Consider the following 22,749-nt stretch of genomic DNA (forward strand, 5'->3'; position numbering starts at 1 on the left):
CTTAAATCCCTCATCCCGCCAAATCTCACCACGTCTTCTCTTAGATCCCCCCTAACTTCGACGGCGAACGCGCCGCCGCCCCTCACTCCTCCAGCACGTCTCGCAGTTGCCGCAACGTCTTCGCGAGCAACCGCGAGACGTGCATCTGCGAGATCCCTACCTTCTGCGCGATCTGCGTCTGCGTCATGTTCCCGAAGAACCGCATGATCACGATCTTGCGCTCGCGCTCGGGAAGCTTCTGCAGCAACGGGTGCAGGGCCTCCCGCTGTTCGATCATCGCGATCTCGGGGTCTTCCTCGCCGATGGTCGAGCCCAGCGAGATCGACGAGTCCTCCGACATCAGCATGTCGTCCAGGGACGCGCTCTGGTAGGCGTTTCCGGCCGCGAGTCCTTCGTGGATCTCCTCGCGCGAGAGCCCGAGGTGCTCGGCGAGCTCGGACGGGGTCGGCGCGCGGCCGAGCGACTGGGACAGCCGGGAGGTGCCCGCGTTGATCGCGAGGTGCAGTTCCTTGAGCCGCCGCGGCATCCGGACCGACCAGCTGGAGTCGCGGAAGTACTTCCGGACCTCGCCCATGATCGTCGGCACGGCGAAGGACAGGAAGTCGCTGCCGCGGTCCGGGTCGAACCGGTCGACGGCGTTGATCAGGCCGACCGTCGCGACCTGCACCAGGTCCTCGTGCGGCTCGCCGCGGTGCCCGAATCTGCGCGCGATGTGCTGGGCGACCGGGAGGTGCTCGGTGACGAGCCGGTCCCGCAACGCGTCGCGCGCCGGACCCTGCGGGGTCACCGCGAGCTCGGCGAACAGCGGCGCCAGGTGGTCGTAGTCACCGCCCGACCTGGTCGTCGTGGTCGTCTCCTCCGACCCGGTCACGCATCCACCGCCCCTGCCGAGGACTTCACGAGGTCGATGTGGACCACGAACCCTTCGGTCTCCTCGACTCTGGTGTCCACGGAGTCGACGAGCGCGGTCAGCACACGCCAGCCGAAGCTGTTCTCGTCCGGTCCGGCGGCCGACTTCGCCAGGATCTGGGCGGACACCCTCACCGCCCCGGCCGCGTCCACCGCGAAATGACAGCTGAGCACGGCGTCCTGGGCCGCCAGCGTGATCAGCGTCGAGCACGTCTCGTCGACGGCGAGCTTCAGGTCCTCGATCGAGTCGAGGTCGAAGTCCTGTCGCATCGCGATGTCCGCCGCGACGGCGCGGGCGATCGACAGCTGCGTGGGATCCGCGGCCATCCGAAGTTCGACCCCTGACAATTGCGTCACACCCACCTCGTAGTCCGTTCTGCTGAAGGCCGGCATGTCGTTGCCGTACCCGAATCGATCCTGTTTCACACGTGTATTGGCCCGAAGACCTGGGAAATCACCTGCTGGAGGCATAACCCACGGGAGGAGCGTTGTGCTGGTGCACGAGGACTTCCTGGCCCTCCGCTTCCCCGCAGACCCGCGTGAGGTGGCGCCGGTGCGCCACCAGTTGCGCGAGTGGCTGCAGGACAGCGGTTTCGGCGAGGACGAGGCGAGTGATCTCGTTCTCGCGGTCAGCGAGGCGGTGAACAACTCCGTCGAGCACGCGTACCCCGCCCCCGCCCGAGGCACCGTCGAGGTGCGCGCGAGGGTGGCGAGGGACGGCACGGTCGACATCGACGTCACCGACCACGGCCAATGGCGCATTCCGCCGCCCGCCCTCACCATGCGCGGCAGAGGACTCCTGCTCATGCGGGAGAGCGTGGACGAGGTCGTGATCGACCGCTCGGCGAGAGGCACGACCGTGCGACTGCGCCGTGCCCGGTCGCCGGTGACGCTCGGGTCGCAGACGGCGGGCGACTGCGAGGTTCAGGTGCACGAGACCTCCTCCGGCGTCGTCGCGGTCGTCCGGGGCGACGTGCCCGCACACGCCGGTCCGTCGCTGCGCCGCACGCTCATCACGGCGGCGCGCGGTGGCACCGTGCCGCTGACCGTCGACCTCACCGAGCTCGGCAGCGACACGACCGGCGTCCAGCAGGTGCTCCACGCGGTCGCGGAGGCCCTGGAGGCGGCCGGAAACCGCCTCAAGGTCCGGACGCGTTAGGCACCGACAGCAGCGTCCACGGACTCGTGCACGCTGAACACCTCGCCCAGTCCCGTGGCCTCCAGAGGCCGCGTCACGGCTCGCGCGGTGGCCACGACCTTCAGGGCCGCCGAGTGCTGCGGCGCCAGCCGTGCGGCCTCCACCAGCACCGCCAGTCCGGCGGAACCGAGGAACGTCACGCCGGTCATGTCCACGACGTAGGTGCCGCCGTCGGCCAGGCCGTTGACCAGGGCGTCGCGCAACGCGGGCGCGGACACCATGTCGACCTCGCCGGACACGGCGAGCACCGTGACACCGGCGGCCGGCTGCGTCGCCGTCAGTGCGATGGTCTGCTCCGCTCGCGGGTCCTGCACAGTCACCGATGTTCTCCCTCTCGCACCCAGGGAGCCGCCACTGCAGCGGCCCCGATGCGGCTGCTGGCTCAACCGCTGCGGCTTCACCGTACGGGAGTGGCCGCATCACAGGACAGGTCGGCCAGTCGGTACCCGTTGCTCTCGCGACTCAAACGTGCAGCGCCTCCCAAAGTCGCTGCGCGGTGTCGTAGGCGATCTTCGGGGGCGGCGTCATGTCGTCGGCGTCCTCCAGCTCCCCCGTCGCGACCAGCACCAGCGCCATCGCCACGTCCCTCAGCTTGACGTTGGCGTGCTGGCTCGCCCGCACGAGCAGCTCGAAGGCGTCTCCCGGCGGGCAGGGCCGCGCTCCCATCAGCAGACCCTTGGCCTGTTCGATGTAGCGCCGGTGCTGCACCATCCGCACCATCTGGTCCGCTCTGAGCACCTCACCCGCGCAGAACTCCACGACCGCGGCGGCGGTGGCGACCAGCGGCTCGATCTCCTCGATGGCCTTGAGGTCCGCCACCAGGGGCGGGTGGTCCAGGTACACGGTCAGCACGACCGGCCCGCCGTCGCCCCAGCTGCCGGGGACCGCCACGACGTACAGGCCGCCGATCTCGCCGGTGACCTGCCGCTCGTCGCGCGAGGCGTCGACGAGCGGTCCCTCCCTGCCCTCGACCTGCGCCTCGTCCAGCTCCTGTGCGACGCCGACGGCCCTGAGCGCCGCGCCGTCGGGCCATACGCTCAGACCGACGCCGCGGCATCCGGCCAACCGCTCGCACAGGTGCGCCATCAACCGCGAGATCAGCTCACCACCGAATTTCACCTGGTCCACGCAGTGAGATTAGGCCAGACCGATACGTCGCAAACGTTGTGCGGTCATCGGCGCACGACGAACGGTTGCATCGGCAAGGACACGTTCATCCGTCCCGCTTCGGGTCCGAACAGCTCGGCGCGCGGTTTGATCCAGTTAACGCTAAGGATCCAAACAGGACACGTGTTCTGAACCACAGTCCGCCAGAATTCGTTCCCAGGGATAACGCCGGAGCCCCGGTGCGCGACATCCCTGATGTCACGGAGGGACTGAGATGAGAACCGCCATGGAAACCCAGCCGCAGGCCGCAGAGCTGCCCACGACGCCGTGCAGCGTCGTGTGGAGCAGGGGCCACGCGTATGTGCTCGAGGGTTTCCGCGCTCGCTGGGTGGGCCGTGACGACCGTGGCCGCCCGCACGCCATCACCGGTGCCGAGATGCAGCGCCGCGGGTGGACGCTCCACCAGACAGCCTGAGGTTTTACAAGTAGGAAACGAACGCTCCACGCCGACCCCGCAACCAACCGCACCGCGTGCCGTGACGCCATCCGGCAGCCCGTGCGCAGTCACTCGTTTAGAGTGCGGGTGTGCGTGATCCGGCTGATCGCCTGCTGACGATTCCCAACCTGCTCAGCGTGTTGCGGCTGGCCGGTGTTCCGCTCTTCCTGTACCTGTTGCTCGGACCCCGCGCGGACGGCTGGGCGCTGCTCGTCCTCGTCTTCGCGGGGCTGTCCGACTGGCTGGACGGCAAGCTCGCGCGCTGGCTCGACCAGATGAGCAACCTGGGCGCGCTGCTCGATCCCGCCGCCGACCGCCTCTACGTGTTCTGCACGTTGCTGGCGTTCGTGATCAGGGACATCATTCCGCTGTGGATCGCTCTCGTGCTCGTCGGCCGGGAGGTCGTCGTCGGCATCTGCCTGCTGATCCTGCGAGGGCGGGGCTGGGGCCCGTTCGAGGTCACCTACCTCGGCAAGGCCGCGACCTTCAACCTGCTGTACGCGTTCCCCCTGCTGCTGCTAGCGCAGGGCGACTCGGGCTGGGCCCATGTCGCCCAGCCGTTCGCCTACGCGTTCACGGCCTGGGGCGGAGCGCTCTACCTGTGGTCGGCGTTGCTGTACGTCTACCAGTTCTTCCAGGCCCTGCGGGTCACTCCCGGCAAGGCCGCGTGAAAAGATCACCCCATACAGGTTCAGCACGAGGAGCGCAGTCAGTTGATTCCCGAGGAGCTTCGCTACACCGAGGAGCACGAGTGGGTCGCCAGCACGGGCGAGGACACCGTGCGCGTCGGCATCACCGACTACGCCCAGGAACAGCTCGGTGACGTCGTCTTCGTCCAGTTGCCCGAGGTCGGCCACACCGTCGCGGCGGGCGACACGTTCGGCGAGGTCGAGTCCACCAAGAGCGTGTCCGACCTCTACTCGCCGCTCGACGGTGAGGTCGTCGCCATCAACGACGCGTTGGTGCAGACGCCCGACTCGGTCAACAGCGACCCGTACGGCGAGGGCTGGATGGTCGAGATCCGGGTGAGCGACCCGGACGCGCTCGAAGGCCTGCTGGACGCGGACGGGTACAAGGCGTTGGTGGAGAAGGAGTGACGTCGATCTTTCGCCGGATCTTCGGCCGGAAGGGGAGCCGCTCCTCGGGTGGCGACTCGAACGCGATAAGTTTTACCGGAAGTGACGGATCCAGCAGCAGGAGGAGAGCTCAGGTGAGCACGAACGACGGCCCAGGCGTTCCGCCGGAGCAGTCCCCGGAGCGGACCTCCGTCTTCCGGGCGGACTTCCTCGCCGAGGTCGAAGGCGCAGAGGCCCCCGCACAGGAGCCGGCCGTTGCCGGCGTTGACGCCCTTCCCGCCGGTTCCGCGCTGCTCGTGGTGAAGCGCGGCCCGAACGCCGGATCCCGGTTCCTGCTGGACCGCGACACGACGAGCGCAGGGCGCCACCCCGACAGCGACATCTTCCTGGACGACGTGACGGTCTCGCGTCGCCACGCCGAGTTCCGCCGGGAGAGCGGCGAGTTCGTCGTCATCGACGTCGGCAGCCTCAACGGCACCTACGTCAACCGCGAGCCGGTCGACCAGGCCGTCCTCGCGAACGGCGACGAGGTCCAGATCGGCAAGTTCCGCCTCGTCTTCCTGACGGGTCCTGGCTCCTCCGGAGCCTGACGCGTGACGGCCGGGCGGCCACAACGTGGGGGACTGAGCATCGGGGCGGTGCTGTCACAGCTCCGCCCCGAGTTCCCAGAGGTCACCATCTCCAAGATCCGCTTCCTGGAAGCGGAGGGGCTGGTCCGCCCGGCACGCACCGCCTCCGGCTACCGCCAGTTCTCCGCGGCGGACGTCGAGAGGCTGCGGTTCGTGCTGTCCGCACAACGCGACAGGTACCTGCCGCTCAAGGTGATCCGCGACCAGCTCGACGCGGCACCGGCGGACTCCGCCTCGGTGTCGCGGGCCGATCTGCTGGCCCAGACCGGAATCAGCGCGGACCAGCTGTCCCAGCTGGAACGTGACGGTCTGCTGCGCCCCGGCCCCGGTGGCCGCTTCACCGCCGACGACATCACCGCGCTCCGCACGATCCGGACGATGACCGGGCTCGGCGTCGAGCGCGAGCACCTGCGCGCTGTTCGCGCTGCGGCGGACCACGAGGTGGTTCTGCTGAAGTCCTTCTCAGATCCCGAGACGGTCCGGGAATTGGCTGACCTGTTCACCTCGTTGCACACGTTGTTGGTAAGAGCGGGCCTGCGTCAGTCCGGATGAGTTCGGTTGATCACGATGCGCCTGCAACGATTGAGCACACGGCCCGCTTGGCGGGTAGCGTCGAACGTGTACGCCGGGGGATGCTCGGGTGTGGATCCGGGTACTCCCCGAACGAGATAGAGGGAGGCGAGGCCCGATGAGCGAGATGCGTGTCGTCGGCGTGCGGGTGGAGCTGCCCCAGAACCAGCCGATCCTCCTGCTGCGCGAAACCGAGGGTGAGCGCTACCTGCCGATCTGGATCGGCTCCGTCGAGGCCACGGCCATCGCGCTGGAGCAGCAGGGCGTCCGCCCGGCTCGGCCTCTCACGCACGACCTGCTGAAGGACGTCATCGGGGCGCTGGGGCGCAACCTCGAACAGGTGCGGATCACCGACCTGCAGGAGGGCACCTTCTTCGCGGAGCTCGTGTTCGACGGCGACGTGCGGGTGTCCGCGCGGCCTTCGGACTCGGTGGCGCTGGCGTTGCGGGTGGGCGTGCCGATCCACGCCGAGGAGTCGGTGCTGGCCGAGGCCGGCCTGATCATCCCCGACGAGCAGGAGGACGAGGTGGAGAAGTTCCGCGAGTTCCTCGACTCGGTGTCTCCCGAGGACTTCAGGGGCGCTGACACCTGATTTGCAGGGTGTCGCTGTCCGTCTCGTTTGGAACCGACGTACCACCGTTGCGTGTCGCTCTTTTGGGCTACCTTCCGCTCAATTTGGTCGCTAAACGATCACTAAACGTCACCTGAACGTCCTACTTCGGGTGACGGTATGACTCTCTACCTGAGGTTGAGGGTCGACACTCCCCGCGCGTCGCGTTGACCTGCCCTCTGACCGGTCTTACCGTCGAACTCGAGTGGACGTCGCTGGTTTGCGTGAGCTGACGTAGCGGCTTGACGGCCATGAGTTTCGTGGCCGTTCCGAGGGGAGGCAGGCGTGGTCGAGGAAGCGCCCGTGCGGGCCGAATCCGGGCAGCAGGGTGAGCTGTTCCCGGACTCCTCGCTGCCGGACGAACTCGTCGGCTACCGGGGTCCCGCGGCGTGCCAGATCGCGGGTATCACCTACCGGCAGCTCGACTACTGGGCGAGGACCGGACTCGTCGCGCCGACGGTGCGGATGGCTCACGGGTCCGGGAGTCAGCGGTTGTACTCCTTCAAGGACATCCTGGTCCTCAAGGTCGTGAAACGACTGCTGGACACCGGTGTCTCACTGCAGAACATCAGGGTCGCGGTCGACCACCTGCGCCGCCGCGGCGTGCAGGACCTGGCGAAGATCACGCTCTTCTCCGACGGCACGACCGTCTACGAGTGCACCTCGCCGGAGGAGGTCGTCGACCTGCTGCAGGGCGGTCAGGGCGTGTTCGGCATCGCCGTCTCCGGTGCGATGCGCGAGATCAGCGGCACGATCCACGAGTTCCCGGCCGAACGCGCGGACGGCGTGGAAATCGCTCCCATGACCGAGGACGAACTGGCCCGCCGCCGCCGCGAACGCGCAACCGGCTAACCCCGCTGCTCGACTGCACGCGGGGACGTTGCGTGCGGTAGGAGTGCACGAAAGCTCCCCGCGTGCGCATTGAGTCGCTGAGACGTTCGTCGCGTCCCTGACGACTACGTGGGCTGCCTGCGGGTATTCTTCGCGGGTAGTCGCTGAACTCAGGCGGGAGAGACCGGGTCACGAGCCCGGCGCCGAAGGAGCAATTCCCTCCCCGGGAACCTCTCAGGCACCCAGGACCGCGTGAGCGAGACGCCTCTGGAAAGTGGAACCCTCCCGGGTTCCCGCCGACGGTGAAAGCCCCAGTCACGGCAGGGGTGAACCTCTCAGGCGCCCTTCGGGGTACGGACAGAGCGGGGAGGGCACCAGGACACGTGTGCCCGCAGCCCCCGGAGGCGTTAGATGACGCAGGACCGCATTCCGCTCGCCGCTCTCGAGCACGGCACCCCGTTCGCCGACCGCCACGTCGGCCCGCGGCCCGCCGAGCTCGCGCGCATCCTCGACGTCATCGGCGTCGGATCGCTGGAGGAGCTGGCGCAGCGCGCGGTGCCGTCGTCCATTCACGAGCGCGACCTCGTGCTGGACCTGCCCGCCCCGGCGACCGAGACCGAGGCGCTGGCCGAGCTGCGTGAGCTCGCGGCGCAGAACCGCCCGATGACCCAGATGATCGGTCTCGGCTACTACGACACCGTCACGCCGGGCGTGATCCTGCGCAACGTCCTCGAAAGCCCGGCCTGGTACACCGCGTACACGCCGTACCAGCCGGAGATCTCGCAGGGACGGTTGGAAGCCCTGCTGAACTTCCAGACCATGGTCGGCGACCTGACCGGCCTGCCGGTGGCGAACGCGTCCATGCTGGACGAGTCGACCGCCGCCGCCGAGGCGATGACGCTGGTGCGCCGCGCCGGTCGCGCCAAGTCGAACAAGTTCGTCGTGGACGCCGACACGCTGCCGCAGACGCTGGCCGTCATCGAGACGCGCGCCGAGCCGCTGGACATCGAGATCGTCGTCGCCGACCTCTCGCAGGGTATCGAGGGCCTCGGACTGGGCGGTGACTTCTTCGGTGTGCTGCTGTCGTACCCCGGCGCGTCCGGTGTGGTCCGCGACCAGAAGGCGCTCATCGAGGAGATCCACGCCGCCGGTGCGCAGGCCGTCGTGGCCGCCGACCTGCTCGCGTTGACGCTGCTGCGCGCGCCGGGCGAGATCGGCGCGGACGTCGTCATCGGCACGACGCAGCGCTTCGGTGTGCCGATCGGGTTCGGTGGGCCGCACGCCGGCTACATGGCCGTGCGGTCCGGGCTGGAGCGTCAGCTGCCCGGCCGTCTCGTGGGTGTCTCCGTCGACGCCGACGGCTCGCTGGCGTACCGCCTGGCGTTGCAGACGCGTGAGCAGCACATCCGCCGCGAGAAGGCCACGTCGAACATCTGCACCGCGCAGGTGCTGCTGGCCGTGATCGCCTCGATGTACGCGGTCTACCACGGTCCCGAGGGCCTGCGGGCGATTGCGACCCGCGTGCACCGCATGGCCACCGTGCTCGCCACCGGTCTGTGCGAGGCCGGTCTGGACGTCGTGCACGGCGAGTTCTTCGACACCGTCCAGGTCCGCGTTGAAGGCCAGGCCGCGGCTGTCGTCGAGAAGGCTCGTGCGGCGGGCATCAACCTCCGCAAGGTCGACGAGGACGTCGTGGCAATCGCTTGCGACGAGAAGACGACGCGCGCGCACCTCGCCGCGGTGTGGGAGGCGTTCGGTGTCACCGGGTCCGATGTGGACGCGATCGACGCCGACACCGCCGACGGCATCCCGGCCGACCTGCGCCGCACGTCGGACTACCTGACCCACCCGGTCTTCCACGCGCACCGCTCCGAGACCGCGCTGCTGCGCTACCTGCGGGCGTTGTCGGACAAGGACGTCGCGCTCGACCGGAGCATGATCCCGCTCGGCTCGTGCACGATGAAGCTGAACGCGACCGCGGAGATGGAGTCCATCACGTGGCCGGAGTTCTCGACGCTGCACCCGTTCGCGCCCGTCGAGGACGCCAAGGGCCTGCTGAAGATCGTCTCGGACCTGGAAGCCTGGCTGGCCGAGGTCACCGGCTACGACGCGGTGTCGTTGCAGCCCAACGCCGGTTCGCAGGGTGAGTTCGCCGGTCTGCTCGCGATCCGCGCCTACCACCGCGCCAACGGCAACGCCGACCGCGACGTGTGCCTGATCCCGTCGTCCGCGCACGGCACCAATGCCGCGTCCGCCGTCATGGCAGGCATGCGCGTTGTCGTCGTGAAGTGCGACGACAAGGGCAACATCGACATGGGTCACCTGCGCGAGACCGTCGCCGAGCACACCGACGACCTCGCCGCGATCATGATCACCTACCCGTCGACCCACGGCGTGTACGAGGACACCGTCCGCGAGGTCTGCGGCCTGGTCCACGACGCGGGCGGCCAGGTGTACGTCGACGGCGCGAACCTCAACGCGTTGATCGGCCTCGCCCGCTACGGCAAGTTCGGTTCGGACGTCTCGCACCTGAACCTGCACAAGACGTTCTGCATCCCGCACGGCGGCGGTGGCCCCGGCGTCGGCCCGATCGGCGTGCGGTCGCACCTCGCGCCGTTCCTGCCGAACCACCCGCTGCAGCCGACCGCGGGGCCGGAGACCGGCGTGGGGCCGATTTCCGCGGCGCCGTGGGGTTCCGCGTCGATCCTGCCGATCTCGTGGGCGTACGTGCGCATGATGGGCGGCGACGGCCTGCGCCGCGCGACCCTGACCGCCGTGGCCGCCGCGAACTACGTCGCGCGCCGCCTCGACGAGCACTACCCGGTCCTCTACACCGGTGAGGGCGGCTTCGTGGCCCACGAGTGCATCCTCGACCTGCGCCCGATCACCAAGGCCACCGGCGTGACGGTGGACGACGTGGCGAAGCGCCTCGCGGACTACGGCCTGCACGCGCCGACGATGTCGTTCCCGGTCGCCGGCACGCTGATGGTCGAGCCGACCGAGTCCGAGGACCTGGCCGAGATCGACAGGTTCATCGACGCCATGATCGCCATCAAGCGCGAGATCGACCGCGTGGGCGCGGGCGAGTGGCCCGTCGAGGACAACCCGCTGCGCAACGCCCCGCACACCGCGGCGTGCGTGACCGTCGGCGAGTGGAACCACCCGTACACCCGCGAGGAGGCCGTGTACCCGGCCGGAACCTCGGCTCCGAAGATCTGGCCGCCGGTCCGCCGCATCGACGGCGCGAAGGGCGACCGCAACCTGGTCTGCTCCTGCCCGCCGCTCTCGGCGTACGGCAGCTGACCCTGCTTTTGCGGGACGGTACGCGGGGCCCTTTCGTACTCGTGGAGAGTACGAAAGCTCCCCGCGTACTCTCTGTCAGGCCTCGGCTGGGCAGGTCGGGTCGCCGCAGGCTTCGTCCTCGCTGAGGCCCGGCTTGGTCAGATCGTGCTCGAACGCGTAGTGGAAGCACTCGGGGTGCATGCGCTCGAACAGCTCGAAGTCCTCCTGGTCGAGGTCGACGGGCTCGCCGCAGCGCTGACAGATCTGGTCCTCTGACACGGCGAGATCGTCTCACTCGCACAACGGCTCGGGCCGATGCCGTCCGAACAGCGCGAGGGCGGCGATCCACGTGTCCGGGTCGCCGTCCCAGTCCAGCGCCTTGATCTGGTCCACCGACCTGCGTCCGCCGATCGCCCGCATCAGCTCGAACGAGGTCGTCCGCAACGTCCCGGCGGGCTCGCCGTGCCCGAGCACGCGGTCCCCGTGCTCCAGCGCGATCCGCAGCGCGGGCACCCCGTTCTCCCGCATCCGCTGATCGAGCTGCTGCAACGGTTTCGTGAGCGCCGACCGCACGGCGAGTCCGTCCCGGTCGCCGGGGGCGTCGAGCGCACCGCGGAGGTCGTGCTCGTGCTGCACCACCTCGGCGATCAGCACGGCCCCCATGGGCGTGTCGAACAACGGCGCCGCGAGCTCCCGGTTCGCGTCCCACTCCGCGAAAGCGTCGGCCAGCGAGTTGCCGCGCCGGTCGCGCACCTGCCGTTCGCCCCACTCGCCGGTCTCGACACCGTCGAACCGGCGGTCCACGAAGTCGCGCAGACCGCCGGCGAGGTGCGCCACCACGTCCTTGACCGACCAGCCCGGTGTCGCCGCGACGGGCGTCTGCGGGTCACGGCCCTCGACGAGCGAGGTGATCCGTTGCTTGGCCGCGTCGTAGACGGGGGCGTTGGTCATGGTCAGACCTCGTACTCCAGGGTGTAGGTGCTGCTGCCATCCTCCGCCCAGACGACGGTGGCCGCACCTTTCGCGCCCGCGTACTTCCCGGTGCCGTCGACGATCTCGATGACGCCCTCGACACCGGTCCGGTAGGCGCCGACGTGCCGCAGCACCAGCGTGCCGTCGTCAGCCGTGATCTCCTCCAGCGCGGTCGTCCAGGCCACGTCGTCGCTGTAGTACATGAGGTAGCGGCACTGCGAGACGCCGCTGATGTCGCCCGTGTACGAGAACGAGACGTGCGCCTCGGTGAGCTTGCGGCCCTCGACCTCCTTGTAGGAACGGCCGTCCCAGGTGTTCTCGTCCCAGCTCTTCACTTCGATGGTTCCGGTTGCCTTCATGGGGACCACTCTGCTGGCAAAACCTGACAGTTCGTGTCAGGTTTACGGCATGAAATCCAGCCGGCTCATCCAGGTGCTCCTGCTGCTGCAGTCGAGGGGGCGGATGACGGCCGACGAACTGGCCGCCGAGCTGGAGGTCTCGCCGCGCACGATCTACCGCGACATCGAGTCGCTGAGCGCCGCCGGCATCCCCGTCTACGCCGACCGCGGGCCGAGCGGCGGCTACCAGCTGATCGACGGTTATCGCACCCGCCTGACCGGTCTGACCGGCGCGGAGGCCCAGTCGCTGTTCCTCGCCGGCCTGCCCGGCCCGGCCGAGGAGCTGGGGCTCAAGGAGTTCGCCGCGGCGGCCCAGCTGAAGCTCCTCGCCGCGCTGCCGACCGAGCTGCGGACGCGCGCCGAGCAGATCCGCCAGCGCTTCCACCTCGACACCCCGACGTGGTTCCGCGGCGACCAGCCGACCGAGCACCTCGCGACGATCGCCGACGCCGTCTGGGAACAGCGTCGCGTGCGGATGACCTACGAGCGCTGGGGCGGCCAGGCCGTGCAGCGCGAGGTCGACCCGTACGGGCTCGTGCTGAAGGCGGGCACCTGGTACTTCGTCGGCAGCGGCCGCACCTACCGCGTGTCCCGCGTGCTGGCCCTTCAGTCCACTCCGGACACCTTCGAACGGCCACGCGACTTCGACCTCGCGCGGTACTGGGCGGAGTGGTCCGAGCAGTTCGAGTCCCGCATGTACGGCGAGCGCATCGCGGTCCGCATGACGCGAGCAGGCCTCGACAAGAGCCAGTACCTGCTCAGCGGCTATCAGGCCCGTGTCATCCGCGAAACGTCGCCGCAACCGGGCGAGGAGTTCGGCTTTCCCACCGAGTCCACCCGGCACGCGGTCGCTGACCTGCTGAAATTCGGTGCCGACGTGGAGGTGGTGGCGCCGGTCGAGTTGAGACGCGAACTGATCGAGACAATCAAGGCGATGCAGGACCTCTACAACGATGCGAAGCTACCCGCATGGTTCCGCTGATCTCGTTGAACAACGGAGTACGGATCCCTCAACTGGGCTTCGGCGTCTTCCAGGTGCCGGAGGACCAGGTGGCCGGCGCGGTGACCACCGCGATCGAAGCCGGCTACCGCAGCATCGACACGGCCGCCGCCTACCGCAACGAGTCCGGCGTCGGCGACGCGATCGCCGGCGTCCCCGACCTCTTCATCACCACCAAGCTGTGGAACTCCGACCAGGGCTACGACTCGACGCTGCGCGCGTTCGACGAGAGCATGCGTCGTCTGCGCCGCGACGTGCTCGACCTCTACCTCATCCACTGGCCCGTCCCGTCCCGCGACCTGTACGCGGAGACGTGGCGCGCCTTGGAGCAGCTCTACGCCGACGGCAGGGTGCGCGCGATCGGCGTCTCGAACTTCCAGCCGCACCACCTCCGACGGCTGCTCGACGAGTTCCCGACGGTCCCAGCGGTGAACCAGATCGAGCTGCACCCGTGGCTGCAGCAGACGGAGATGCGCAAGCTCCACAGCGCGCACAAGATCGTCACCGAGGCGTGGTCACCGCTGGCCCAGGGCGCGCTGCTGGGCCGGATGGAGATCACCGGCCTGGCCGACAAGTACGCCAAGACCCCGGCCCAGATCGTGCTGCGCTGGCACGTCCAGCTCGGCAACGTCGTGATCCCGAAGTCCGTCACGCCCTACCGGATCAAGGAGAACATCGACATCTTCGACTTCGAGCTGGCCCCCGACGACATGACCGTGATCGCCGAGCTCGACAACGGCACCCGCACCGGCCCGGACCCCGACCGCTTCAACGCCGCCTGAGGACCAGATCCGCAGCCCCCTGGCCGCGCCACCGGCCGCCGTGATCTTCCGGCCAGCTCACGGGCGCCGTGGCGCGGCTCCGACAGCACCCGGTCCACCGCCTGCCTGAGGTTCGCCGGCCTCCTGAGGGTGATCGCGGCGGGCCCGCCCGCGAAGCTGCCGGCACGCGACCATCAGGTCGGTCCGCTGGAGCAACCGGTCCTGGCGGATGAACGGCGCCATGCGCCCGTTGCTCGGCAACGGGCCTTTGTAGTCGGCGCCACCCGTTGTGCACACGACCGCCGGTGGTCAGGCCTTCGTCGACAGCACCTGGCCGAGAGCCGCCTCGATCCCGTCGTTCTCCACCACGGACACGGATCCACCGGTGGTCTGCGCGATGTCCGTCAACGCGCCCTTGTCCACCTCACCGCCGATGGCGATGAAACTGATCGCCAGGTCCGTCCCGTGCAGCTGCGACTTCAACGCCGCCAGGTCGATCCCGCCGTCCGACTTTCCGTCCGTGATCACCACGACGCGGTTGACCCGTCCGGCCACGAACCCGTCGTGTGCGCTTTCGTAGCAGGCCGCGAGCGCGCTGTAGAGCTGCGAGCCCTCCACGGTCTTGAGTCCGTCGATCGACCGGCGCAGCGCCTCGCGCTTCTCCGTGACGGGCGCGGTCGCGACGAGCTGCTTGTAGGGCTTGGTGCCGTCCAGGTCGCGGGCGAACTCCCAGAGTCCGAACGACCCGGACACCGATCTGTCGACCTGACCGCGCAGCGCGGCCTTCACCTTGTCCAGGCGGGGTTTCATGGACGTCGACACGTCCGTCAGCACCGTCACGACCTGTCCGCCGCGGTCCGCCGACGCCCACGCCGACGAGATCTGCTGGGTCGTCACGGCGTCGGCCGCCACCAGGTTCTCCGTGACCGGGGACCAGGAAACGCCGGGGGAGGGCGACGGGCGGTCCTGAGTGGACTCGACTCGCAGGCCGCCCTTCGCCAGGATCCTCTGCTGCGCGGGCTGGGTCATGAACTCGCGGAACGCCTGTGCCGCACGCTGTTCCGCCTCGCCGACCTGGGCGCCGCCCAGTGCCACGTACGGGAAGTCCGCGACCGGTGCGGGGCCGGCGGGCAGCACGCCGACGAGAGGTTTCGACGGCGCGTCCTTGCCGGTGTTGTGCTTGAACAGGTCCACTTCGGACACCGGCGTGACGGAGAAGCCCGCCGCGTTGACCGTCGCGCTGTCGCCGAGACGCCCCAACGCGTCGCGCGTGGTGGGTGGTACCTCCGGCGGCACCGCGGCCGCGAGTTTCGACAGCTTCGCCTTCGCCGCATCGGACGCCAGCGACTCCGCCGTCACGGGACCCTTGCCACCGGCCAGCGCCGCCTGGATCGCGAGTGCGGAGGCCGTGTTCGTGGCCGGGTCGGGCATCGCGACGCTGAACCGTCCCCAGGACTGGCCGAACTTGGTCCAGTCCGTCACGTCGGGCATGTCCGACCAGCGGAAGTCCTTGAGCACCGGCGCGGCCGCCTCGGGCGCGGCGAGCAGTACCGGCGAGGTGCCGACGGACTTCGGTGCCGCGCCGACGAGCTTCGCGTTGAGCGCGGTCAGCCGGTTCGCCCACAGCGTCGAGTCGGGCAGCCACGCGTGCGGGCGCTTGCCGAGCTTCGCGTCGTCCCAGGTCGTCGTCAGGCCTTCGAGCACCGCGGAGGAGTCCAGGGACGTCACTTCGATCGCGATGCAGTGGTCGTACACAACGGGCCGTGTCGCGCTGTACGCGCGCGCAACGTCCGCCACCGCCCCCGCAACGCTGGGCGTGGCGGCGACCCGCAGCACTGAGTTGCCCTCGCTGCAGTTCTGCGCGAGAGCCTGGGAGCGCCGTTCGAGCACCCCGCCGGCCCACGACAGGGCGAGCCAGCCGAGGCCGATCAGCACGACGACCACGACGATGAGCACGGGCCACTTGGCGATCCCGCGCCGCACCTTCGCCCGCAGCGCGCGGTGTCGAGACATCGATCCCTCACAACTACTCAGCGGCCCCCGACGACCGCCAATCACGCTAACAGGTGAACTTCGTCAGCGAAGTGAAGTCACTCCAAGTATCGACTGGCATACGAACACGAGCCGTTCTCGCAACGGCTGCGCCCGCTGCGCGAACGCCGCCTGCCTGCGCACGTACTCCGCACGCCCCTCCGGGGTCTCGATCGGCACCGGCCCGTACCCGAGCTCCACCAGGTCGTACGGAGAGGCCTGCATGTCGAGTTCGCGCACGTCGGCGGCCAGTTCGAAGCAGTCGGCGACGAGGTCCGACGGCGTGGCGGGCTCCATCTTGTAGGCCCATTTGAACAGGTCCATGTTCGCGTGCAGGCACCCCGGCTGCTCGTTGGCGACCTGCTCCTCGCGCGTGGGCTGGAGGGTGTTGCGAGGCCGCGCGGGCTGCGTGAAGAACCGGAACGCGTCGAAGTGCCCGCACTGGATCCGGCTCGCCTCGACCACCCGATCGGTGCCGTCGCTGCCCAGCCGCAACGGCCACGCGTTGTGCCGGACCTCCTCCGGCCGCTGCCGGTAGACCATCGCCCACTCGTGCAGCCCGAAGCACCCGAGCCGGGCCGGCCTGCTCAGCGTCGCCGTGAGCAGCGCCTGGACGAACTCCACGGTCTTCGCGCGCTGCTGGAGGAAGCTCTCGACGTCGAGCGCGACGCCGTCCGGCGTGGCCTTGTAGTGCGGAAACTCCAGGTACTCGGCCGCGTCTTCAAGCACGACGCCCGGCCCCGGATGCCACCGTTCGAGCCGCACGGGCCGATGGCTGTAGTACGTGAAGAGGAAGTCCATCACCGGGTGCTTCTCCTTGCGAAGCTTCCGCTCCTGATGCGGCCCGGTGAACCGCCGCATGCGCGCCACGTGCGCGTCTCGCAGCTCGTGCCATTCGGCTCGGGTCAGGACTTCCACGAGCCGTTACCGTACGCGTCCGCCGCGGGAGCGGTCAGAGCGGCGGCACCAACCCGGTGAACGTGCGCGCGCCGTTGCAGTGAGGGCACTCACGTCCGTTGTCCACCGTCCGCGGTGCACCGCCGATGATCGCCAGCGTGGGCGCCGCGATGTAGCTCGCACCCCCGCACAGGTGACACACCGTGCGCGGTTCGGGCGTGACGGCGAAGAGGTCGTCGGCGTCTTCCTCGTCCTCGAAGTCGTCGTCCTCGGCGAACTCGTCCTCGTCGTCCTCGCTCATGCCGATCAACCTACTCGGTGCCGAGCCCACCGCCGCGCAACGTCGGCGAGCGCGCGCGGCTTGCCCTTGCGCGCGTTGTGCAGCCACACCCCGTACACCGTGCCCGGCGAGCATCAGCCGCAGGTGCAGAAACGCCCGGTCCACCCACGGCTGCCCCTTGCGCGCCCAGGCCCGGTCGACGATTCGGGGCCGGTCGCTCGTGAGCACGTTCAACGGGTGCAGCACCAGCCAGTTCCCGGTGTCGACGTGCCAGTGCAGAGCAGGTGCGACGTCAGGCAGATGCGGCGGCCGGCCACCGCGTCGCGAACCTCGGCGGGCAGTTCGTGCCAGAGCATCAGGCTCCTCGGTAGGGCGGTATGGGCGGCGGGTCGTCGTGGCACCCGCTGGCGCACCCGTGGCACTTGTCGGTGTCGCGCCGGCCGGGACCCTCCCACAGCTCGATGTCGGCACGTGGTGGATGAACCGTCCCGCGATCTGGTGGCACAACTCCGCGTACTCCCGCGTGTGCAGCAGGAACGCGTGCCACCCCACGTCCACGTGCCAGCTCGGTGACAGCGGAACGCCTCGGTTGTCGCCGCACGCCTTGAGGAACGCGAGTGCCTGGTCCACCACCCGTTCCGCCAGGGCCCCCGGCAAAGTCGTCCAGCCCGCCCGATATGCCCGATGAGAGCGCGCCCACGCGGCGAGCGTCGTCGATGAAGGGACCCTTCCTGAACCTGGGGTCGATGAAGGAGCCCTTCATCCACCACGACAAGGGCTCAGTTCCGGCTCTTGATCGAATCGCCAACCTCACAACCTGGTTGACGGCCGAGTGACTTTGCCGGAGCCCCGACCCGTTCCGCCGGCAGTGCGGTGAAGCCGTGGTCGGCCCGGACCCTCGCGACGAGGCGGCCGAACAGTGCGTGCGTTGCTGGCCGACGCGGGCCTGAGCAACTCTGCGCTGGCGCGCGCGGTGATCGAGACCGGGGCCAGGGAGGGGGTGCACCTCGGCACGACCACGACGTCCGTCAGACGCATGCTCGAAGGTGCCCAGCCGCGCTGGCCGGTACCCCGGATCGTGGCGAAGGTGCTGGCCACGCGACTCGGCTACCCGGTGAGCGTCGAGGACTGCGGGTTCGCGGACAGGAGTCCGGTGGTCGAACTCTCCGGACGTGACATCAACAGGCGGAACTTCCTCATGGGGACCGCCTTCCGCGCGGCGGCGTTCGCCCAGTCCGCCTGGTTCGCGGTGACCGCGGCTCCGGCACGCGCCACGACTCGTGTCGGCAGTTCGGACGTCCAGGTCCTGCTCGAAACCGTGCGCCACTTCGAGGGGATGCACCGGCGCCACGGCGGTGGCTCCGTGCGGCAGCAGCTCATCCACTTCGTGAACTACCAGGCGCGGGCCGCGTTGCACGGCAGTTACACCGACGCCGTCCGGCAGGACCTCTTCTCCGCCGTCGCTCAGGCGACCTGGATGGCCCGGCCCTCCTCAGCGACGCCAAGGGCACCCGCGAAGCGCTCGACAACGCCCAGCGCTCGTTCGACCGCAACGGCACCGAACCCGCCTGGCTCAGCTTCTACGGCGAGTCCGATCTGATGTCCGACATCGGCCAGTGCCTGCGCGACACCGGTCGTCCGCAGCAGGGTGTGGCGCTGCTGGAACGCGCGCTCGGCACGCTGCCCGAGCACCGGGTGACGGCACGGGCGCGTATCTGGAGCTCCGCGACTACGAGAAGGCCGACCAGGTCACAGCCGAGGCGCTGGCCGCGATCGGGCCGTTGTCGTCGTCGCGGATCGTCGATCGGGTGAAGGGGCTGCGGCGCCGCGCGAACCGTCGCCACAACGACCTCGACGAGCGCATCGCCGGCTTTCTCGGCTAGGGCGCGCGGGTCAGCGATTCGGGGGTTGCTTCCTCGCCGCAGTGGGCGCACACGACACGTGGCTCCAGTACGTGGCCACAAGAGTGTTGCCACACGAGAGGGAGGGGACCCTCGGTCACGTAGGCGTCGCCCCACTCCTTGAGCATCAGCATCAGGTTGTGCAGGGCGCGGCCGGAGTCGGTCAGCAGGTACTCGAACCGCGGCGGGTGGTCGGAGTACCGGCGCTTCTCCAGCACTCCGCAGGCGACCAGCTTCTTCAGGCGGGCGGCGAGGACGTCGCGAGAGGCGCCGGTGTGCGCGGCGATCTGGTCGAAGCGGGTGTTGCCGAAGAAGATCTCGCGCAGCGCCGGCAGCGACCAGCGTTCGCCGAGGACCTCCAGGGCGTTCGCGATGGAGCAGGTTCGTGGGCTCATGTGACCGTCCCAGCAGTTGGTTGGCAAATCCAACTTACCTCGCTAACGTGAGTTGGGAAATCCAACTTAGGAGGTAGCGGTGGACATCAACGGTGCGGCGGTGCTGGTGACCGGGGCCAATCGCGGGCTCGGCCGTGCGTTCGCGCGGGAGTTCGTGAAGCTCGGGGCCGAGGTCTACGCCGGTGCGCGCAACCCGGCGTCCGTTGTGGACGAAGGGGTCGTTCCGGTTCGGTTGGACGTGACGGACGACGCGTCCGTCGCGGCCGCTGCCGAGGAGCTCGGGGACGTCTCGATCGTGATCAACAACGCCGGCGTGCTCGTCGGGGGCGAGGACGTTGACAGCATCAAGGCAGAATTCGAGGTCAACTTCTTCGGAATCGTCCGCACGACGGACGCGTTCGCGCCCATTCTGAAAGCCAATGGCGGCGGCGCGATTGTGAACGTGCTCAGCATCCTGTCGTTCCTCGGTCGTCCGGCCTGGCGTGGTTACGCGGCGTCCAAGGCCGCGGGGTGGTCGCTGACCAAGTCGACGCGGGAAGCGTTGCGGGAACAGGGAACCAACGTCATCGCCGTGCACGCGGGCTTCATCGACACGGACATGGCGGCCGGCCAGGCCGGGCCCAAGATCTCACCGGAGGACGTCGTTTTCCAAGTGGTGCAAGCGATTCGGAATGGTGATGACGAGGTGCTCGCCGACGACCGCACCCGTGCGGTGAAGGCCGCACTGGCCTTTTGAGACGGTCCGTTCCGCACATGTGAGCCCAGCTCGGAAACTAGGTGTTACCCCTGAGTGCCCGGCGTAGGTTTCCGCCGCATCCACACCGTCGCGGAACCGTTCTCACGGACGTGTCCGCCCTGGGGCGCTTAGGGGAACAGCGATGCTCAACAGACGAGGTGTGCTCGCCGCGGGAGGTCTCGCGGCCGGTGTGCTCGGCGTGCCGAAGCTGCTCGCGCCGGCCGAGGGGCATGAAAACCCGAGGCACACCGTGCACACGTTTCAGGAGTCCAAGACGTTCACCGGCACAAAACCGGAAATAGTGCCGTGGACACGCCCGATGCCGGTGGCGCCGGTGCTCAGGCCGTTGGTGTCCACGGCGAAGCAGGAGGTCTACCAGCTCTCGATCGAACGCACGACCGCCGAGATCCTGCCCGGCCTGCAGTCGCCGGTCATGGGTTTCGGCGGTCAGTTCGTCGGCCCGACGATCAGGGCGAAGACCGGTCGCAAGACCCTCGTCATGGTTCACAACAAGATGGACGAGGCCGCCAACATCCACCTGCACGGCGGCCACGTGGCGCCCGAACACGACGGCCACCCGAAGGACGTCATCGAACCCGGCGCCACCCGCCTCTACCTCTACCCGAACAGCCAGCAGGGCGCGACCCTCTGGTACCACGACCACAGCCACGACACCGAAGCCGCGCACGTCTACTTGGGACTGCACGGCGCCTACATCATCGAAGACGACTCCGAACGCGCGCTCAACCTGCCGTCCGGTGCGTACGACATCCCGATCCTGTTGCGCGACATCCAGTTCGACGACAGCGGCAACATCGTCGTCTTCGACGACCCGACCAAGCGCACGGTCGTGCTCGCCAACGGCGTTCCGCAGCCCTACTTCGAGGTCGCCGCCCGCAAGTACCGCTTCCGGCTCATCAACTCCGCCAACCAGCGCGTCTTCAAGCTCAAGATCCCCGGCGAGAAGTTCACCCGCATCGGCTCCGACGGCGGCCTGCTCGCGAACACGCTGGAACTGGAGGAACTCGTCCTCTCCTCCGCCGAGCGCTCCGACATCGTCATCGACTTCTCGAAGTACCCGATCGGTTCCAAGGTCGTCGTGACCGACGCGGTGGCGGGAGAGATCCTCCGCTTCGACGTGGTGCGCCGCGCCTCCGACCACAGCCGCCTGCCGGCCGTGCTGCGCCCGCTGCCCGTCATGCCCATGTCCACAGTGGACCGCGAGGTCGACCTGGCGTTCTTGTTCAAGCCCAACGACCGTCCCGACGGCACGATCAACGGCAAGGTCTTCGACATGGACCGCGTCGACTTCACGATCAAGCGCGGCGCCACGGAGACCTGGCTGATCAAGAGCTCCGACCCGACCGGCGTCAAGCACAACTTCCACCTGCACCTGGTCCAGTTCCGGGTGCTGGAGCGCAACGGAGGCCCGCCCCTGCCCAGCGACGCGGGGCTCAAGGACACGATCCCGATCATCGCGGGGGACACGGTGAAGGTGCAGGCGACGTTCGGCCCCTACACCGGCCGCTACGTCTTCCACTGCCACTTCCTCGAACACTCGTGGATCGGCATGATGGCGCAGCTCGAAATCGTGCCCTAGCGTCCGCCCGGAAGTTCCGCTCCCGCCGGCCACTCCCGTGGCCGGCTCTCCCGGCGTCTGCAAGTACCGCCAACTCGACATCAACAAGCACTTTCCGCAGGTTCGAGGAACTGCGAACAGGTTGGGTGCGGTTGACGGCGGTTCGATCATGAGTTGGTGGTACTTGCCGAACGCGGGCTCGCGTGACGACGCGCAGCAGCTCGTCCGCCTCACACAGCTGCCGAAGTCGCATACCTCACCTTGTACCGCAGGTGCGTCACCGCGCTGCCCTCGATGACCGAAACCGGCCCTTCCAGCTCGTAACCCCTGCCGGGCGCGAAGAACGGCGTGCCGGCGCCGAGGATCACCGGCACCAGGTCGAGGAAGACCTCGTCCACCAGCCCGGCGTCGATCGCCTGCCGCGCGACCTCGCCCGAGTTCAGGCCAACGCTCTTGTCGCCCGCCTTGACCTGCGCGATCTCGACCGCCTTCTCGATACCTTCGCTGCAGAACGTGAAGTGCTCGTTGTCCTCCAACGGCCGGTGCGTCAGCACGACGGTGTGCACGCCCATCGGGTGTTGTCCGCCCCAGCCTTTGGTGAAGTCGTAGAGCTTGCGCCCCACGACGAGTGCGCCGGTCGCCTGGATGAGGCCGCTGAAGTACGCGGCGCTGGGCGGGCTGAGGTGGAAGGTCATCGTGCCCGTCGGTGCCGTCACCGCCACGTCACCTTCTTGGAGCCAGCGGAACAGCTTGTCGAAGCCGGAGTTGTCCGGGCCCGAGACGTAGCCGTCGATCGAGGTGCTGGCTTGTGTGAAGACCCTGCCCATTTCGTGTGCCTCCCCGTGTGGGTCTGTTGCCCATGCGTCGAACGGGAGACATGGACATCGACAGCACATATCGCCACGCATACTCAGCCGGTGAGCTCTTCCCGGTGGACGCGCTCGACCGGCACCCGGTCGATCCGGGCGGCAGGCCAGACCTTCCACGCCGGATACTCGGCATGCGGCACCGCTCAGCGTCGGGGGGTTATTGGGACCGGGCCCACCACGTGTGGAAGATGGGGCACCAGCAACAACAAAGGGGGGCGCGGG

The 22,749-nt window shown here is 68.7% G+C and carries 27 protein-coding genes and 1 riboswitch; of the genes, 15 read left to right on the top strand and 12 right to left on the bottom strand.

Features of this window, described 5'->3' with window-relative positions; genetic code table 11:
- Window positions 1-82: 82 nt before the first annotated feature.
- Window positions 83-871, bottom strand: a complete 789-nt coding sequence (locus tag ABZV40_RS37815) for a SigB/SigF/SigG family RNA polymerase sigma factor (RefSeq protein WP_355453211.1) — start codon at window positions 869-871, stop codon at window positions 83-85.
- The gene (locus tag ABZV40_RS37820; protein ID WP_355453214.1) at window positions 868-1,335 is read right to left on the bottom strand and encodes an anti-sigma factor; all 468 of its coding nucleotides are present in this window, start codon (window positions 1,333-1,335) and stop codon (window positions 868-870) included. Before ABZV40_RS37820 ends, ABZV40_RS37815 begins: the two co-directional genes overlap by 4 nt.
- 64 nt (window positions 1,336-1,399) lie before the next feature.
- Here ABZV40_RS37820 and ABZV40_RS37825 point away from each other — a divergent pair, with 64 nt between their 5' ends.
- On the top strand, window positions 1,400-2,068 hold the full coding sequence (locus ABZV40_RS37825; protein ID WP_355453217.1) for an ATP-binding protein: 669 nt from the start codon (window positions 1,400-1,402) through the stop codon (window positions 2,066-2,068).
- Here the strand turns inward: ABZV40_RS37825 and ABZV40_RS37830 are convergent.
- Entirely contained in the window at window positions 2,065-2,427 is a 363-nt protein-coding gene (locus tag ABZV40_RS37830; protein ID WP_355453220.1) for an STAS domain-containing protein, read from the bottom strand. The two genes, ABZV40_RS37825 and ABZV40_RS37830, sit on opposite strands and share 4 nt — an antisense overlap.
- A 142-nt stretch (window positions 2,428-2,569) precedes the next feature.
- Complete coding sequence (locus ABZV40_RS37835; protein WP_355453223.1) at window positions 2,570-3,235, bottom strand: ANTAR domain-containing protein; 666 nt, start codon at window positions 3,233-3,235, stop codon at window positions 2,570-2,572.
- 253 nt (window positions 3,236-3,488) lie between these two features.
- On the opposite strand from ABZV40_RS37835, the gene ABZV40_RS37840 reads away from it, so the two are divergent.
- The 8 genes from ABZV40_RS37840 to gcvP all read left to right on the top strand — a co-directional run bounded on the left by ABZV40_RS37840 (window position 3,489) and on the right by gcvP (window position 10,729).
- Entirely contained in the window at window positions 3,489-3,689 is a 201-nt protein-coding gene (locus ABZV40_RS37840) for a hypothetical protein (RefSeq protein ID WP_355453226.1), read from the top strand.
- A gap of 110 nt (window positions 3,690-3,799) precedes the next feature.
- Complete coding sequence (locus ABZV40_RS37845; protein WP_355453229.1) at window positions 3,800-4,381, top strand: CDP-alcohol phosphatidyltransferase family protein; 582 nt, start codon at window positions 3,800-3,802, stop codon at window positions 4,379-4,381.
- Between the two features lie 42 nt (window positions 4,382-4,423).
- Window positions 4,424-4,807 carry a glycine cleavage system protein GcvH gene (gene gcvH / locus ABZV40_RS37850; RefSeq protein WP_355453232.1) on the top strand — a complete coding sequence of 128 codons (384 nt, stop codon included), beginning with the start codon at window positions 4,424-4,426 and terminating at the stop codon, window positions 4,805-4,807.
- Between the two features lie 113 nt (window positions 4,808-4,920).
- The gene (gene garA / locus ABZV40_RS37855) at window positions 4,921-5,376 is read left to right on the top strand and encodes a glycogen accumulation regulator GarA (protein WP_109637261.1); all 456 of its coding nucleotides are present in this window, start codon (window positions 4,921-4,923) and stop codon (window positions 5,374-5,376) included.
- A 33-nt stretch (window positions 5,377-5,409) separates the two neighbouring features.
- Window positions 5,410-5,967: a MerR family transcriptional regulator gene (locus tag ABZV40_RS37860; RefSeq protein WP_355453278.1), complete on the top strand. Its 558-nt coding sequence runs from the start codon at window positions 5,410-5,412 to the stop codon at window positions 5,965-5,967.
- Between the two features lie 136 nt (window positions 5,968-6,103).
- The gene (locus ABZV40_RS37865) at window positions 6,104-6,577 is read left to right on the top strand and encodes a bifunctional nuclease family protein (protein WP_030468959.1); all 474 of its coding nucleotides are present in this window, start codon (window positions 6,104-6,106) and stop codon (window positions 6,575-6,577) included.
- A 303-nt stretch (window positions 6,578-6,880) separates the two neighbouring features.
- Entirely contained in the window at window positions 6,881-7,447 is a 567-nt protein-coding gene (locus tag ABZV40_RS37870) for a MerR family transcriptional regulator (protein ID WP_109637263.1), read from the top strand.
- Window positions 7,448-7,591: 144 nt separating this feature from the next.
- Window positions 7,592-7,687, top strand: a riboswitch (glycine riboswitch).
- Window positions 7,688-7,837: 150 nt separating this feature from the next.
- Entirely contained in the window at window positions 7,838-10,729 is a 2,892-nt protein-coding gene (gcvP, locus tag ABZV40_RS37875) for an aminomethyl-transferring glycine dehydrogenase (protein WP_355453236.1), read from the top strand.
- Between the two features lie 75 nt (window positions 10,730-10,804).
- Here the strand turns inward: gcvP and ABZV40_RS37880 are convergent, their stop codons facing one another.
- Genes ABZV40_RS37880 through ABZV40_RS37890 form a run of 3 tightly spaced genes read right to left on the bottom strand, consistent with a single transcriptional unit; the run spans window position 10,805 to window position 12,039 of the window.
- Window positions 10,805-10,987 carry a hypothetical protein gene (locus tag ABZV40_RS37880; protein WP_355453239.1) on the bottom strand — a complete coding sequence of 61 codons (183 nt, stop codon included), beginning with the start codon at window positions 10,985-10,987 and terminating at the stop codon, window positions 10,805-10,807.
- Window positions 10,988-10,999: 12 nt separating this feature from the next.
- Window positions 11,000-11,659, bottom strand: a complete 660-nt coding sequence (locus ABZV40_RS37885; RefSeq protein WP_355453242.1) for a maleylpyruvate isomerase N-terminal domain-containing protein — start codon at window positions 11,657-11,659, stop codon at window positions 11,000-11,002.
- Between the two features lie 2 nt (window positions 11,660-11,661).
- Window positions 11,662-12,039 (bottom strand): DUF3224 domain-containing protein, encoded by a 378-nt coding sequence (locus ABZV40_RS37890; protein WP_355453245.1) that lies wholly within the window; start codon window positions 12,037-12,039, stop codon window positions 11,662-11,664.
- A 49-nt stretch (window positions 12,040-12,088) separates the two neighbouring features.
- On the opposite strand from ABZV40_RS37890, the gene ABZV40_RS37895 reads away from it, so the two are divergent.
- Together ABZV40_RS37895 and ABZV40_RS37900 are read left to right on the top strand one after the other, a co-directional pair.
- Window positions 12,089-13,060 (top strand): YafY family protein, encoded by a 972-nt coding sequence (locus ABZV40_RS37895; protein ID WP_355453248.1) that lies wholly within the window; start codon window positions 12,089-12,091, stop codon window positions 13,058-13,060.
- Window positions 13,048-13,860: an aldo/keto reductase gene (locus tag ABZV40_RS37900; protein WP_355453251.1), complete on the top strand. Its 813-nt coding sequence runs from the start codon at window positions 13,048-13,050 to the stop codon at window positions 13,858-13,860. The genes ABZV40_RS37895 and ABZV40_RS37900 overlap by 13 nt, the downstream gene beginning before the upstream one ends.
- Window positions 13,861-14,148: 288 nt before the next feature.
- On the opposite strand, the gene ABZV40_RS37905 is transcribed toward ABZV40_RS37900, so the two are convergent.
- The 3 genes from ABZV40_RS37905 to ABZV40_RS37915 form a co-directional block, all read right to left on the bottom strand.
- Window positions 14,149-15,852, bottom strand: a complete 1,704-nt coding sequence (locus ABZV40_RS37905; protein WP_355453254.1) for an extracellular solute-binding protein — start codon at window positions 15,850-15,852, stop codon at window positions 14,149-14,151.
- A 63-nt stretch (window positions 15,853-15,915) separates the two neighbouring features.
- Window positions 15,916-16,731: a 3-methyladenine DNA glycosylase gene (locus ABZV40_RS37910; RefSeq protein WP_355453281.1), complete on the bottom strand. Its 816-nt coding sequence runs from the start codon at window positions 16,729-16,731 to the stop codon at window positions 15,916-15,918.
- A gap of 91 nt (window positions 16,732-16,822) precedes the next feature.
- Window positions 16,823-17,677, bottom strand: a complete 855-nt coding sequence (locus ABZV40_RS37915; RefSeq protein ID WP_355453257.1) for a hypothetical protein — start codon at window positions 17,675-17,677, stop codon at window positions 16,823-16,825.
- A 289-nt stretch (window positions 17,678-17,966) separates the two neighbouring features.
- Between ABZV40_RS37915 and ABZV40_RS37920 the strand changes: the two genes are divergently transcribed.
- Together ABZV40_RS37920 and ABZV40_RS37925 are read left to right on the top strand one after the other, a co-directional pair.
- Window positions 17,967-18,647: a hypothetical protein gene (locus ABZV40_RS37920; protein ID WP_355453260.1), complete on the top strand. Its 681-nt coding sequence runs from the start codon at window positions 17,967-17,969 to the stop codon at window positions 18,645-18,647.
- A gap of 16 nt (window positions 18,648-18,663) precedes the next feature.
- The gene (locus ABZV40_RS37925) at window positions 18,664-18,930 is read left to right on the top strand and encodes a hypothetical protein (protein WP_355453263.1); all 267 of its coding nucleotides are present in this window, start codon (window positions 18,664-18,666) and stop codon (window positions 18,928-18,930) included.
- On the opposite strand, the gene ABZV40_RS37930 is transcribed toward ABZV40_RS37925, so the two are convergent.
- Window positions 18,927-19,343: a helix-turn-helix domain-containing protein gene (locus ABZV40_RS37930; RefSeq protein WP_355453266.1), complete on the bottom strand. Its 417-nt coding sequence runs from the start codon at window positions 19,341-19,343 to the stop codon at window positions 18,927-18,929. The genes ABZV40_RS37925 and ABZV40_RS37930 overlap by 4 nt on opposite strands.
- Before the next feature lie 79 nt (window positions 19,344-19,422).
- On the opposite strand from ABZV40_RS37930, the gene ABZV40_RS37935 reads away from it, so the two are divergent.
- Window positions 19,423-20,079: an SDR family oxidoreductase gene (locus ABZV40_RS37935; protein WP_355453269.1), complete on the top strand. Its 657-nt coding sequence runs from the start codon at window positions 19,423-19,425 to the stop codon at window positions 20,077-20,079.
- Between the two features lie 142 nt (window positions 20,080-20,221).
- Window positions 20,222-21,679 (top strand): multicopper oxidase family protein, encoded by a 1,458-nt coding sequence (locus ABZV40_RS37940; RefSeq protein ID WP_355453272.1) that lies wholly within the window; start codon window positions 20,222-20,224, stop codon window positions 21,677-21,679.
- Window positions 21,680-21,888: 209 nt separating this feature from the next.
- Here the strand turns inward: ABZV40_RS37940 and ABZV40_RS37945 are convergent, their stop codons facing one another.
- Window positions 21,889-22,485, bottom strand: a complete 597-nt coding sequence (locus ABZV40_RS37945; RefSeq protein ID WP_355453275.1) for a dihydrofolate reductase family protein — start codon at window positions 22,483-22,485, stop codon at window positions 21,889-21,891.
- Window positions 22,486-22,749: the final 264 nt, after the last annotated feature.

The organism is Lentzea sp. NPDC004782 (assembly GCF_040609115.1).
GTDB lineage: Bacteria > Actinomycetota > Actinomycetes > Mycobacteriales > Pseudonocardiaceae > Lentzea.

Coding starts and splice junctions, on each gene's coding strand:
- ABZV40_RS37840 (WP_355453226.1), top strand. CDS start 3,489: ATGAGAACCGCCATGGAAACCCAGCCGCAGGCCGCAGAGCTGCCCACG.
- ABZV40_RS37865 (WP_030468959.1), top strand. CDS start 6,104: ATGAGCGAGATGCGTGTCGTCGGCGTGCGGGTGGAGCTGCCCCAGAAC.
- gcvP (WP_355453236.1), top strand. CDS start 7,838: ATGACGCAGGACCGCATTCCGCTCGCCGCTCTCGAGCACGGCACCCCG.
- ABZV40_RS37885 (WP_355453242.1), bottom strand. CDS start 11,659: ATGACCAACGCCCCCGTCTACGACGCGGCCAAGCAACGGATCACCTCG.
- ABZV40_RS37890 (WP_355453245.1), bottom strand. CDS start 12,039: ATGAAGGCAACCGGAACCATCGAAGTGAAGAGCTGGGACGAGAACACC.
- ABZV40_RS37895 (WP_355453248.1), top strand. CDS start 12,089: ATGAAATCCAGCCGGCTCATCCAGGTGCTCCTGCTGCTGCAGTCGAGG.
- ABZV40_RS37900 (WP_355453251.1), top strand. CDS start 13,048: ATGGTTCCGCTGATCTCGTTGAACAACGGAGTACGGATCCCTCAACTG.
- ABZV40_RS37905 (WP_355453254.1), bottom strand. CDS start 15,852: ATGTCTCGACACCGCGCGCTGCGGGCGAAGGTGCGGCGCGGGATCGCC.
- ABZV40_RS37910 (WP_355453281.1), bottom strand. CDS start 16,731: ATGCGGCGGTTCACCGGGCCGCATCAGGAGCGGAAGCTTCGCAAGGAG.
- ABZV40_RS37930 (WP_355453266.1), bottom strand. CDS start 19,343: ATGAGCCCACGAACCTGCTCCATCGCGAACGCCCTGGAGGTCCTCGGC.
- ABZV40_RS37940 (WP_355453272.1), top strand. CDS start 20,222: ATGCTCAACAGACGAGGTGTGCTCGCCGCGGGAGGTCTCGCGGCCGGT.
- ABZV40_RS37945 (WP_355453275.1), bottom strand. CDS start 22,485: ATGGGCAGGGTCTTCACACAAGCCAGCACCTCGATCGACGGCTACGTC.